This window comes from Bacillus sp. FJAT-18017 (assembly GCF_001278805.1).
GTDB lineage: Bacteria > Bacillota > Bacilli > Bacillales > Cytobacillaceae > Bacillus_D.
Genome location: NZ_CP012602.1, coordinates 3,664,739 through 3,677,210, shown reverse-complemented (window position 1 = coordinate 3,677,210; position 12,472 = coordinate 3,664,739). Strand labels below are relative to the sequence as shown.

The window sequence follows — 12,472 nt, the reverse complement described above, 5'->3', positions numbered from 1 at the left end:
TAGTTGTGACGAGCGTCACAAGTAGGGCGTGAAGGGGTCAGACCCCTAAAAAAGACATTTTCCCTCATTCTCACCTCTTTGTCCGTGTGTAGTGGACAATGGGGGTGGGTTTTTAGTTTTCGGGATTATTTGGTAGAGGTTAGGGAAAATAGAAGGTGTATTCTTTGAAAGGGGTTGTTTTGATGGAGAAGAGTTTGTATGATCGGCTTGGCGGTGAGGAAGGTATTGGGAAGGTTGTTGATTATTTTTATAATGAGTTGGTCTTGAAGGATGAAACGGTGAACCAGTTTTTTGAGAACACGGATATGGAAAAGCAGCGAAGACACCAGACGAAATTCATTAGTTTCGCGGTAGGAGGACCAAATAACTATTCCGGACAGGCGATGGAAAAGGCTCACGAAGGTATGGACCTTCAGCCAATCCATTTTGATACAATAACAAAACATCTTCATCAGGCATTGCGCCACTTTGGTGTTAATGAAGGGGATATTGATGAGGCGCTAACCCGGGTAGAATCCCTTCGTGAGGATATTATCTATAAATAGAAGAGGATAACTAAATAGCGGTAAACTGAGAGTGAACGAGGCTGTCCCTGAACGGTCTCTTTTTTTGTCTGCCTTTCCATATGGTTGGGAAAGCGAAGAATAATGATTTACTAGACGAAACTGGGATTGTAACAGTGAGATTCGTCTAGAAAAAGAGAACCACTACATTATTAAGCTTGATTTGGTATTGGCTAATCTTTTCACTTCCACATAACGAAAATAGGGGGATTTTGCAACCTAAACAGGTTTATTTAAGTTAAAATAGGGTAAAGCAAATTCAGTGCTGGAAAATCCTTCTAATAAAACAACCCAGGAAGGATGCCTTCACAAAATTTCAAAGGGGAAAGGAATTATTATGAAACTGAACAAAGGGGTAATAGGATTATTTTTCTTAATTGTGTTATTGAGCGGGTGCCAAGATAGTGATAAAAGCATTGCCGACACACCGAAACAAGCAACAAAAGGCGAAGATATTGTCATGGAAAAACCGGCTTCGGCAATCGGTGAAGCCAAGCTGCCAGCCACAAGTCCCGAGGAATACATACAGCAAGACAAAGGCGATTTATATCAGAAATACATAGAAGGCAAGGAATTTTCCGAAGACAAGGCAGCCTATGAGCAAGCAACTAAAGATGCGATTGATGCATATGTTGAAGAAATTAGCGAAAAGAAAACTAAAAAGTGGGATGAAAACAAGTGGGCTGAATCGATTACCACAGCACTTCGGACCAGCTACAAGGATGTAGCGAAGGAAATTGAAAACTATGAGGTTGTTTATGAAGAACTTCGTCTACCAGATGGCCGCCTGCTTCAGGACATCAGCATGGATGAAGTCACCCAGGAATCGAATAAGAAGGTGAATGTTGTACTGGTCATTGATTCCAGTGGCAGCATGAAAGCGAAAGTCGGCGGCGAGGCCAAGATGGCACTAGCCAAAAAAAGCATTGAAGACTTGGCAAAAGAGCTTCCGGAAAACGTAAACGTATCCTTGATTGCCTTTGGACATAAGGGTACAGGAAGCGATGCGGATAAGCAAAAGTCCTGTTCAGCAGTGGAAACGATGTATCCATTAAAAGCATATGAAGGGGCAGAATTCGAGAATTCCTTGAAAAAATTCAATGCGATGGGCTGGACTCCGTTAGCCTCAAGCATTGCCCTCGCAAATGAACAGTTATCCAAGGAAAAGGACGAAAACACTGAGAATTTCATCTATGTTGTGAGTGATGGGATTGAGACGTGTGACGGTGATCCAGTAGCAGCAGCGAAGAAAGCGGTCGAAGACAATACGAATGTAAAAATCAATATTATTGGCTTTGACGTTGATTCCGAGGCAGATAAACAGCTTAAGCAGGTAGCTGAGGCTGGGAATGGGGAATACTCCTCTGTTAAGACGAAGCAGCAACTCGCTGAAATCAAGGATGTCTGGAAAGAAGCAGTCAGCATCAATACATGGAGATGGTGGGCGATCCATCGCTTCGCCGATAATGTCTGGACGACACTTGACCATCAAAATGCAGTACGAGATTTGAAGTCGAAATACTTTACCCTCTTCAGAAACGAAGATGAAAGGCTGCGAACTGCGAGACAGCGGCTTGAGGAGGAAGGCCTGATTGATCCTATGATGCAGAATGCTATTACTCAGGTATTAAATGACCGTAATGATAAAATCCAAACCTATATGGGCGACTTGAGTACGAAAAAGTCGGATGAAATTAAAACCACATCGGATGAATTATCCAAAAAGCTTGATGCGATAGAGAAACAGGTTGGATTATAGTGTTTCAAATTGTAGAAGGCACGTACTTGGTAACGGACTCCGATTTCATCGATTTATTCAATATGTAATAGTAAATGGCTTTCAATTGTTTATCAATTGGAAGCCGTTTTTTGATAATCAAAGTTTTAGCAAATAGGTAATGTCTATCCAAATTTGTCTATTCGGCTGTTATATCGCTGTTAGAAAAAATAGAATATAAGTTATAAAGAAGAGTGAAAAATGTAAAATCACAACCAAAACTAAAGGCTTTTTTGAAGAACAATCTAGTTGAAGTTCAATATTTATCCTAAAGGTAACTAGAAGTATTTGAGGTGAGGAGTGGAGCCATGCATAAAAAAGAAATAGAAACTGTGTTTAGTCTTCCTGCACAGAAAAGATACGAGTATTTTATTAAGAAGGTTGCGGACTATGAAGAATTATGGGGGCTATACGATGGCAGGTGGGCCATAAGTGAAGATGATAAGGGGAATAAACTAATTCCTTTCTGGCCTAAAAGAGAATTTGCTGAATTGAGCAGTATTAAGGAGTGGAGTCATTATCAGCCTAAAAAAATCGATTTAGAATATTTTTTATCTAAATGGATCCCTGGTATGAAAAGAGATGGCCTCAAGGTATCCGTTTTTTGGAACAATAAAGACTCTGTCATGATGGAAACTGACAGGTTGTTAAAAGATTTAGAGGAGGAGCTTGAAAACTACTAAAGGTTTGGTCTTCGTATGTTTTCAAACAGATTAATGTCTAAGCTATGAATGAGTTTAATCTTATAAAGAGTTCCAATAGTTTAATAGTTCGACCTTTGAAGAAGAATATCCATTAAACCCCTAATGAAACAGTCCAATTCGCAATTGAATTGGACTGTATTTTTATCTTCTTTTCTTACTCTGAGGCAGAGCGGCGCCCACTTGTTTGTTTTTCGCGACTGCTTGCAGCTCGACTTGCACGTTATAGATGTGATTGTCCTCCGTCTGGACTTTTTTGACTTTTCCGGAGCGGCCTTTAATCCTTACATCTGATCCTTCGGTAGGGGCATGATCGAGGTACCTGGTCAGGATCCGGTTTTTATTATCATAATAATGAACGACAACCATTTTGCCTCACCTTTTCCTGTGGAATATATTCATTCATACAATATTGATTGAAAAAAGAATTTAGACCAGGAGTGATGAATTTTCCTAAATGTGAGAGACCGTTAAAGGATAGTGGCAGCCACTGGAGAATTATAACAGGAGAGAATGCGGACTGGGGGAGTAGGGATGGCCTTTAAAGAATATAGTGAATTTGATGGCTTAGGCCTGGCGGAGCTTGTTAAAAAGAAAGAAGTCCGGCCGGATGAAGTGATTGAAGCAGCAATCGATAGGGTGGAAAAATTGAATCCTAAGCTGAATGCGGTCATCAACAAAATGTATGAAAAAGCAAGGCAAACTGTGAGGGAAACCGTCTCGGAAGGTCCGTTTTCTGGTGTGCCGATGCTGTTGAAGGATATAACTCAGGAAATTGAAGGCGAGCCGATTACCTGGGGTTCCAAGTCGATGCAAGGCTATCGGGCCAAAAAGGATTCGAACTATGTCCGTCAGGTCCGGAAGACAGGGGCAATTTTTCTAGGTCAGACCAATGTTCCTGAATTTGCTTTGATGGGTATTACCGAACCGGTCTTCTATGGCCCTACACTCAATCCCTGGAATCATAACCATACAACAGGCGGGTCGAGTGGTGGTTCGGCTGCGGCTGTTGCTTCTGGGATGGTGCCGATTGCAGGCGCTAATGATGGAGGCGGTTCGATCAGGATACCGGCAGCTTACTGTGGATTATTCGGACTGAAGCCGACTCGTGGGCGGACTCCGGTTGGGCCCGGTGTAGGACGGAACTGGCAGGGAGCATCGGTCGATCATATCCTGTGCCGGTCTGTAAGGGACAGTGCCGCGATGCTTGATGCACTTGTGGTTCAGGACAAAACCGCCGCATATATGGCACCGCCTTTTAAAGGTTCTTATTTGGAGCAGGCGTCGAGACAACCGGAAAAAGGAATGCGATTTGCGTTTTCAACTCAATCTCCCCTTGGTACAAAGGTTGATCAGGAATGTAAGGAAGCGGTTTTTAAAACGGTTCAGCTGCTTGAGGAAATGGGGCATAAGGTAGAAGAAGTTGACGCACCTGTTGATGGAAAAAGCTTGGCAAACAGCTATATGACTATGTATTTTGGCGAAGTTGCCGCAGCGCTTCGTTCTTTAGAGGAAGTGCTTGGCAGAAAGGCGCATTTCAATGATGTAGAACCGGCTACCTGGGTTTTAGGGCTGCTGGGAAAAGCAACAAGTGCTGAAGAGTTTGTTTTAGCTCTAAGGGAATGGGACAAAGCCGCCTACCAAATGGAGGCATTCCATGATACATATGATTTCTATATTACACCGACAACAGCGTTACCGCCTGCGAAAATCGGTGAGCTCGCACCAGGCTCCTTTGAAAAAATGGCGATGAACTTTGTCGGGCGTGCAGGTTTCGGCGGTCTGTTGAAAAAGGCAGGAATTGTTGACCAAATTGCTGAACAAAACCTGGCACGCACCCCTTTTACGCAGTTAGCCAACTTGACCGGACAGCCTGCCATGTCTTTACCGATGCATCTGACTGCAGAGGGGCTGCCATGCGGAGTTCAGTTTATCGCCTCGCGAGGAAGAGAGGATTTGCTATTCCGAATTGCCGGAGAGCTGGAACAATCAACACTTTGGACTAAAGCATTGCGATTATAATCGTAAAAGATTGTGGTTTTTTAAAAAAAGATATGGAGTGATTCTAATTAGAAAGCTTGCACTTATTGCTCTATTTTTCGCTCTATTATTATCCGCGTGCACTCAAGAAGAAAAAGAGTCAGGGGATTTTTCAGGCATAGTAAATGAAGGCAGCGTCATGAATTATGAGTACACGATTGAAAAAGAGGGGGACGCTTTCTTTTGGAAGGTTGGCTACAAAGGAGAAAGAACCTCTTTTGAAGAAAGTAGTGATAATAAAGGTGAATTAGATAAATTCATGAAAGCTGTAAATGATGGAGAATTGTTTTTTGGAGAATTAGTTATCTGGACATCCTATTTTACGCTAGTTGTTCTACTATCGTTTTATTTTTACTGGAAAAACAAGAAATGGCTTAAGGAGAGCGGTCCATTAATTGTTGTTGTAATGTTGGGAGTAATTGGATTTTTTCTAGCCTTTGATGCATTAATGGATTTAAGCCATGCTTTGAAGGACGCAAAATTTTATTATTCCAGGCTAACAACCATATAAATTTCTTATTAAAAAAGAAGCGAAGGACATTTGACCTTCGCTTCTCTTCCTATTATCGGTTTAAAGCATTGACTGCGTTAATCAAGCCGAAGCCGGAGTTTTCGTCGTAGCCTGGTTTAAAGACATCTTCAGCAGATTGCTGAATGATGGCTTTGACCTGTGCTGGCTTAAGGGCGTCCTTGCCGTGCTGGGCAATGATGACGCCAGCGAGGCCGGCAACTTTAGGAGCTGCCATGGAAGTTCCGGCTTTATATCCATACCCTCCCCCAGGAATTGTTGCAAGCGCAAGATAACTATTATCTCTTCCTGTTTTTGTAACAGGGTCATAGTTAGGACCGAGGTCTCCGCCAGGTGCCATAACATCAATTTTGCCGACACCATAGTTGGAGTAGTAAGCAAGGTTCTTCAGTGCACCGCCAGCAGAAACGCGAATCATCGTCTGGCTGCTTGGACTGCGGTGAGTAGCTCCATTATCGTCTCCGGACAATTTTCCAGGACTGCTGATATCAATGGCATTATTTCCAGCAGAGCCAACGACAGTTACACCTTTGTTGATTGCGTACTGGATAGCGCGGTCGAACAGTCGGACGTCAGCAACAATGTCTTTCGTGGCATAATCAGGGTTTTGGAACCAGTCATAGCCGCCGAGGGACATGTTAACTACGTCAACGTTATCATCTGCAGCTGTCAAAAGTGCTTCAGCGATATGGGAGGTTTCCGCGCCGCCAGTTGGTCCGAATACACGGTATGCAGCAACTTTCAGTTCTGGGCCAACTCCCATGGTTCGGCCGTTTGCAGCGATTGCACCGGCTACATGCGTACCATGGCTATTTTGATCCATTGCATCAGGGTAACCCGGAACGAATGATTTCCCGTATGCATAGTTGTTCTTAAGGTCCGGATGGGTATAATCAATGCCGGTATCGACAACAGCAACAACAATGTCTTTGTCATCAACGGACTTACCTGTTCCACCTGGCAGATTCCAGGAGGCCCCATTATTTGTTACCTGCTGGATATCCCATTGAAGGCTTTGATATAAGTCGGCAGCTTCGCCTGCTTCGGTTAGCGATAGGGCTTCTGCATCAATGGTTTGTTCAGGATACACAATGTTTTGTACGCCTGCATCCTGGACAGCTGAGGATTTCTTTATCTCGTTTAGGAAATTTGGATTATCTGAGACAACCTCAACAGCACCTAGCTTGTCCAATTTTGACTCGATTTTTCCGCCAGCTTTTGCGATTGTATTCGAATATCCAGCCGGCAAGTTGGATTGTTCCTTAAATAGGACTATGTACTTGTTTTGTGCAGCATCAGCTTTGCTATAAGAAGGTGCTCCGCTAAAAGCAATCGATGCACCTAAAGCTACTGAGAGTGCCCCTGCTAAAAATTTTCTTTTCAATAAAATCCCTCCTATTATGTCTTAATTTTCATTATATTCAAAATAATTAAGATAACAATTTTAACAAAAATGGCTTTCTGTCAATATACAATCAAATAAATAAGTCTTTCTATCTATCATTAACAAAAAGTGAGAGTTTGTTTTTTGAAGAATATAGGTCATCAATCCTGGAAAGTACCGAGAAAGTTGAAAAGAGGAGAATAGTCCCCCTTGAAAATAAGCTGAAAGATTTAGAAAGAATTTAAGTCGTCATACGGAAAAATGGTTGGATAATGATTAGATCCTTTCCAAGTTAGGTCGGATTTTGCAAAATGTTTCCCTATCGGTCGGAAAGGAAAAACAAGTTATTGTTTGAGAAACATCAGATGGAAGTGAGTTGCCGATAAACTTTTAATACTCCCACCAACTTCCAGAAACGAAAAGAGTGTCTTTTACGACTAATAAGATGAATCGAAATCTGCAGCAAGAGGTGGAACGAATGAAGAAATTCATGTTAAGTATACTTATGGGCATATTGCTTGCTGGTTGTGGCACGGACGACTCTGCACCAAAGGATAAGCCTGCACAGACTGTAAACGGAGGAGGAGGGAAAGCGATTGTGGCAAACGAAGTAGATGCAACTCTTACGGAAAAGGCCCCGCTAACTTTTCAATATGAAGTAAAAAACCAGACAGAGCAAGCAGTTAGCTACGATTTCACGAGCTCGCAGAGATATGATTATTCGGTAAAGGACAAGAGTGGAAACGAGCTGCTGCTGTTTTCAAGTGTGGCATCATTTTTACAGGCATTGGGAAAAGAAACACTCGCACCGGGCAGCACATTAGCTTACGAAATTAACCTCCATAACATGAACTTAGATAAAGGCGAATATACACTGACTGTCTGGATGACACCAAAGGGCGGGCCAAAATACAAAACAACCACAAACTTTATCGTAAAATAGTGATTAATGACTCAGGGCATCCACACAGGGTGCTTTTTCATTTGGATTAATTATGGATAAATCAGGTAATTCTCAGCTTCCTGTTGAAAACATCGTAGATATGGGAAAAGAGGATAGTATAAATAAGGGACAAGGAGTGAGTACTAATGCAAATCGGGTTGATTGGGCTGGGGAAGATGGGGCTTAATCTTGGACAAAATTTATTAGATCATCAGTATAAGGTGGCCGCGTATGATGTAAATCCGGCTGCAACTGAGGAATTGGCTAAACATGGAGCAAAAGCTGAAACTTCGGTTAAGGATTTGGTCCAAGTTCTGGATACACCCAGAATAGTCTGGCTCATGGTTCCCCATACCATTGTCGATGCTGTCTTAGGTGAGGTTGTGCCTTTGCTGCAAGAGGGGGATATTATCATTGATGCGGGAAACTCTCATTATAAGGAATCAATCCGCCGACATGGTGAATTAAAGGAAAAGGGTCTCTTTTTTTTAGATGTAGGCACTTCGGGTGGAATGAGTGGCGCGCGGAATGGGGCTTGCTATATGATAGGCGGCGACAGCGAAGCGTGGGAGCGGGTGGAACCGATTTTTAAGGATACAGCCGTGAAGGATGGCTATCTTTATGCCGGGAATGCAGGAAGCGGCCATTTTTTGAAAATGATTCACAACGGAATTGAATACGGTATGATGGCAGCGATTGGCGAAGGATTTGAGGTGCTAGAAAAAAGTGAATATGATTTTGATTATGAAAAAGTGGCCAAGGTCTGGAACAATGGGTCCGTTATCCGCTCCTGGCTAATGGAGCTTACGGAACATGCTTTTTCGAAGGATCCAAAGCTTGAAGGCATTAAAGGAGTCATGCATTCATCTGGTGAAGCGAAATGGACGCTGGAAACGGCACTGGATTTGAAAACCGCCACGCCAGTAATTGCGATGTCGCTCTTATCCCGTTACCGTTCGTTGGAAACCGATACGTTTAACGGTAAAGTGGTAGCTGCCCTTCGGAATGAATTTGGCGGACATGCTGTTGAAAAAGCTAAATAATATTGGTTGTTTGGAGTGGTGGATTTGGAAAATGAAAAGAAAATTGTTGGAGAAAAAGCGGCAGAGTTTGTAAAAGATGGAATGATAGTCGGGCTTGGAACGGGCTCGACTGTCTTTTATACCATAAAAAAACTCGGCCAGCTTGTTAATGAGGGCTTGTCCATTAAAGCCGTACCTACGTCAATACAGACTGAACGATTAGCACGGGAGGTTGGCATCACTCTCGTTGATTTTACGGAGATTGAAGAATTTGATCTAGTTATTGATGGTGCCGATGAAGTCGATGAGAATCTGGATTTGATCAAAGGTGGCGGAGGAGCGCTTTTACGTGAAAAAGTCATTGCCTATGCCGCCAGGGAATTCATTGTAGTTGCGGACTCGTCCAAGCTGGTTAACAGGCTGGGTGCCTTTAAACTGCCAGTGGAGGTTGTGCCATTTGGAATGGAGCTGACTGAAAAGCATCTTAAGGCTCTCGGCGGGCTGCCTCGTCTCCGTACCAGTAGCGGAACTCCTTTCAAAACGGATAACGGTAATTTTATCTTTGATTGTGATTTTGGATTAATCGAAAACGTTAAGGAACTTGAGTATAAAATTAACATGATTCCTGGTGTTGTTGAAAATGGCTTGTTTGTCGGAATGGCGGATAAGGTAATAACCGTTGATAAACAGGGGGAAGTTGTTATTAGAGGATAACTTTTTAAAGAAGAGACTGGTTTAAGAGGTCTAAGCCATATCGGCTATGTTAGAATGAGGAAGTGTCTTGCAATTAAGATGTAAGGCGAAAGATAAGCTTTTGAGGTGATGAAAGATGACTTGGAAAATTGCCCACTCTCTTCAAACAAACATAGACCGATTTAAAATCACGGTAGACCGTGTGGTTTTGCCTGATGGCGATGAAAAGACGTTTTCGTATTTAGGCTTTGGAAAGGGCGTTTGTATCCTTCCAATTACAAAGGATCATAAAATTGTTTGTTTGAAGCAGTATCGGCATGCTATTAAGAAATGGCAGTGGGAGCTTCCTGCCGGGACGATTGAAGATGTACATAGCAAGCCTATTCAAACGGCTGAGAAAGAGCTGGAAGAGGAAACAGGATACGTGGCAGAGCACTGGCTTGAACTGGGAAGCTTTTACCCGTCGGCAGGATCGACTGCGGAGGAAGTTTTCCTTTTTGCTGCAGCGGGCTTGTCGAAAACAGAGCAACAGCTAGAAAACAGCGAACAAATAGAATTACATGAATTGACCATGGAAGAAGTAAAGAAACTTGTTATACAGGGAGAATTCCAGCATGGAGCCGGGCTCGCCACGATTTTGCGGTACAAATTTATGACCGATTAAGTTAAAAAAGGGGCCGCGGGTACTGCAGTTAGTCCCCGCGGTATTAATCATTTAACCTTCAAATCCCTCAACTGTTGATTCAGGCCTTGGAGTTCAGCTTCAATCTCGATCAGACGTTTTTCCAATGGAGAGAGATTCCCGTTTACCAACTCCATTTTTTCCAGGTTGTGTTGAAGCTGCAGGTACTCATCCTTCAAATCTAAAATCCTGCTCTCAATCTCTTTTTTATTCATTGCATCCACTTCCTATCATTTTAAAAGCCTATTTTCAGATTAATGATTGTGGGGAATTTGTTCAATTATCTTGCATTAGAAAATCACCGATAACGGGTGGTTTTCTTTTTTTTTTTTAAAATAAGGTAAATTGATAGGCTCATCTATACACAATTTTGACTAATTTAAAATTAAATTTTTATTTTCACTATTTATGTGTTGACAAGCGATAATGAAAATCATTATCATTTAGATAGTTAGTACAACCCACAAAAACTTAAATTATGAGGTGGAATTATGAAAAGGAAATTTTCTCTAATTTTATTACTAGCCCTAATTACAATCATCGCTACAGCTTGCGGTTCAGCAACCGAAACTGCCAGCGGTTCGGAAAAGAGCACCGATAAGCAAGAAATTACTGTAAAGCATCAACTTGGTGAAACAAAGGTTAGCAAAAATCCTAAAAATGTTGTTGTCTTTGATTACGGTATCCTTGATTCTCTTGACAAGCTTGGAGTAGAAGTTGCGGCTCTTCCACAAGAAACGCTTCCAGGATATCTTGAAAAATATAAGAGTGATAAGTATCAAAATGCCGGTGGAATCAAGGAACCTGATTTTGAAAAGATTAATGAGATTGGACCTGAGTTGATCATCATTTCTGGAAGGCAAATGGATGCTTATGAAGAATTGAGTGAAATTGCTCCAACGATTTTCATGGGTGTTGATACGAATAGATATATGGAATCGTTTGAAGAAAACACAAAGACTCTTGGTGAGATTTTCGGCAAGGAGAAAGAAGTGGAAAAGGAACTTGCCAAGGTAGAGGAAACTGTTAATGCGGTTAAAGAAAAAACGAGCAACCTTGATAAAAACTCGCTGATCATCCTGGCAAATGAAGGAAACATTAGCGCATATGGCCCGGGTTCACGTTTTGGCCTCATCCATGATGTCCTCGGTGTAAAAGCAGTAGACGAAAACCTTGAAGTTTCCACTCATGGACAAACAATTTCATTTGAATACCTGGTTGAGAAAAATCCTGACTACTTGTTTGTTGTAGATAGGGGAGCTGCAGTTCAGGGTGGAAAGTCCTCTGCAGAATCAGTTGTTGAAAACGCGCTTGTAAAAGATACAAAGGCAGTAAAAGAAGGCAATGTCGTTTACCTGGATCCTGATTACTGGTATTTAGCAGGTGGCGGTCTTGTCTCCGTATCAGAAATGGTTAAAGAAGTAGAAGCAGGTTTAGCAAAGTAAATTAACTATACAAATCAAAGATGCATGGCCTCACCTTGGTGGCCATGCATTCTTTTTTTAGACTGGTGTTATAGGATAACGTTGTTTTTTAAACAGAGTTGATTATAGCGGAAGGCGCGAAGACTCTTCGAAAATGCAAAAACCGCATTTTCTCCTGCGATGCTTTTTCTGGGAAGATTATTCAACGTCCTACGGGAGAAAAGGTCAGTGGGAGACCCCACAGGCGCTCGCGCCGAGGAGAAAGAAAAGCGAGGCGACTGCCCAGCTCCGACAAGCGCTGGAAGGCCTGAAGCAGAAGTCGTTCTTTGACTTCAGCTGAAGGAATGAAGCGGCCTCGAGGAGCTAGGAGCCGCAGCTAGACAGGCTCCCAGGCCGCCCGTGGAAAGCGAAGCGCCTCGTGACAGGCAAAAACCAGCCTGCACTGCGATGATGATTCTTGGAAGCTCCCCTTTGTGTAGCGGAAATCAACAGCGATGTATTACACTGCATATTTTTTAAAAAGATGATGTGTTAAAAGCAGTAAATAAAAGTACTAAAAATGTATTACATTCATACTTGGAAATTCAAGTCTCTACAGAACAATAAGTCATTGGAAACATTTCTAGCCTATAAATAAGTCAAAATGTGTCCAATAAACCTTATTGGAAACGTTTTGGACTTTGAACGCATACGAAATGTAACCAATAGGCCGTA

The 12,472-nt window shown here is 42.3% G+C and carries 13 protein-coding genes; 10 read left to right on the top strand and 3 right to left on the bottom strand.

Going from position 1 to position 12,472, the window contains the following annotated elements; all coding sequences use genetic code 11:
• The first annotated feature begins 182 nt into the window (after positions 1-182).
• The 3 genes from AM500_RS17170 (at position 183) to AM500_RS17160 (ending at position 3,023) form a co-directional block, all read left to right on the top strand.
• Complete coding sequence (locus AM500_RS17170; protein ID WP_053600310.1) at positions 183-545, top strand: group I truncated hemoglobin; 363 nt, start codon at positions 183-185, stop codon at positions 543-545.
• A gap of 355 nt (positions 546-900) precedes the next feature.
• The gene (locus AM500_RS17165) at positions 901-2,322 is read left to right on the top strand and encodes a vWA domain-containing protein (RefSeq protein WP_156319840.1); all 1,422 of its coding nucleotides are present in this window, start codon (positions 901-903) and stop codon (positions 2,320-2,322) included.
• A gap of 326 nt (positions 2,323-2,648) precedes the next feature.
• On the top strand, positions 2,649-3,023 hold the full coding sequence (locus AM500_RS17160; protein ID WP_053600308.1) for a DUF2750 domain-containing protein: 375 nt from the start codon (positions 2,649-2,651) through the stop codon (positions 3,021-3,023).
• 162 nt (positions 3,024-3,185) lie between these two features.
• On the opposite strand, the gene AM500_RS17155 is transcribed toward AM500_RS17160, so the two are convergent.
• Positions 3,186-3,410 (bottom strand): hypothetical protein, encoded by a 225-nt coding sequence (locus tag AM500_RS17155; protein ID WP_053600307.1) that lies wholly within the window; start codon positions 3,408-3,410, stop codon positions 3,186-3,188.
• 165 nt (positions 3,411-3,575) lie between these two features.
• Between AM500_RS17155 and AM500_RS17150 the strand changes: the two genes are divergently transcribed.
• A complete protein-coding gene (locus AM500_RS17150; RefSeq protein WP_053600306.1) occupies positions 3,576-5,063 on the top strand; it encodes an amidase in 1,488 nt (495 codons plus the stop codon).
• Positions 5,064-5,100: 37 nt separating this feature from the next.
• Complete coding sequence (locus tag AM500_RS17145) at positions 5,101-5,592, top strand: hypothetical protein (protein WP_053600305.1); 492 nt, start codon at positions 5,101-5,103, stop codon at positions 5,590-5,592.
• Positions 5,593-5,644: 52 nt separating this feature from the next.
• Here AM500_RS17145 and AM500_RS17140 read toward each other — a convergent pair whose 3' ends face one another.
• Complete coding sequence (locus tag AM500_RS17140; RefSeq protein ID WP_231688022.1) at positions 5,645-6,994, bottom strand: S8 family serine peptidase; 1,350 nt, start codon at positions 6,992-6,994, stop codon at positions 5,645-5,647.
• Positions 6,995-7,472: 478 nt separating this feature from the next.
• Here AM500_RS17140 and AM500_RS17135 point away from each other — a divergent pair, with 478 nt between their 5' ends.
• The 4 genes from AM500_RS17135 (at position 7,473) to AM500_RS17120 (ending at position 10,316) form a co-directional block, all read left to right on the top strand.
• Positions 7,473-7,937 (top strand): BsuPI-related putative proteinase inhibitor, encoded by a 465-nt coding sequence (locus tag AM500_RS17135; protein ID WP_053600303.1) that lies wholly within the window; start codon positions 7,473-7,475, stop codon positions 7,935-7,937.
• Between the two features lie 146 nt (positions 7,938-8,083).
• A complete protein-coding gene (gene gnd / locus AM500_RS17130) occupies positions 8,084-8,980 on the top strand; it encodes a phosphogluconate dehydrogenase (NAD(+)-dependent, decarboxylating) (RefSeq protein ID WP_053600302.1) in 897 nt (298 codons plus the stop codon).
• An 18-nt stretch (positions 8,981-8,998) separates the two neighbouring features.
• Positions 8,999-9,673: a ribose-5-phosphate isomerase RpiA gene (rpiA, locus tag AM500_RS17125; RefSeq protein ID WP_156319939.1), complete on the top strand. Its 675-nt coding sequence runs from the start codon at positions 8,999-9,001 to the stop codon at positions 9,671-9,673.
• A gap of 115 nt (positions 9,674-9,788) precedes the next feature.
• A complete protein-coding gene (locus AM500_RS17120; RefSeq protein WP_053600301.1) occupies positions 9,789-10,316 on the top strand; it encodes an NUDIX hydrolase in 528 nt (175 codons plus the stop codon).
• Between the two features lie 47 nt (positions 10,317-10,363).
• Here AM500_RS17120 and AM500_RS17115 read toward each other — a convergent pair whose 3' ends face one another.
• Positions 10,364-10,549, bottom strand: a complete 186-nt coding sequence (locus tag AM500_RS17115) for an SE1832 family protein (protein ID WP_053600300.1) — start codon at positions 10,547-10,549, stop codon at positions 10,364-10,366.
• Between the two features lie 276 nt (positions 10,550-10,825).
• Between AM500_RS17115 and AM500_RS17110 the strand changes: the two genes are divergently transcribed.
• Positions 10,826-11,779 carry a siderophore ABC transporter substrate-binding protein gene (locus AM500_RS17110; protein ID WP_053600299.1) on the top strand — a complete coding sequence of 318 codons (954 nt, stop codon included), beginning with the start codon at positions 10,826-10,828 and terminating at the stop codon, positions 11,777-11,779.
• Positions 11,780-12,472 lie beyond the last annotated feature (693 nt).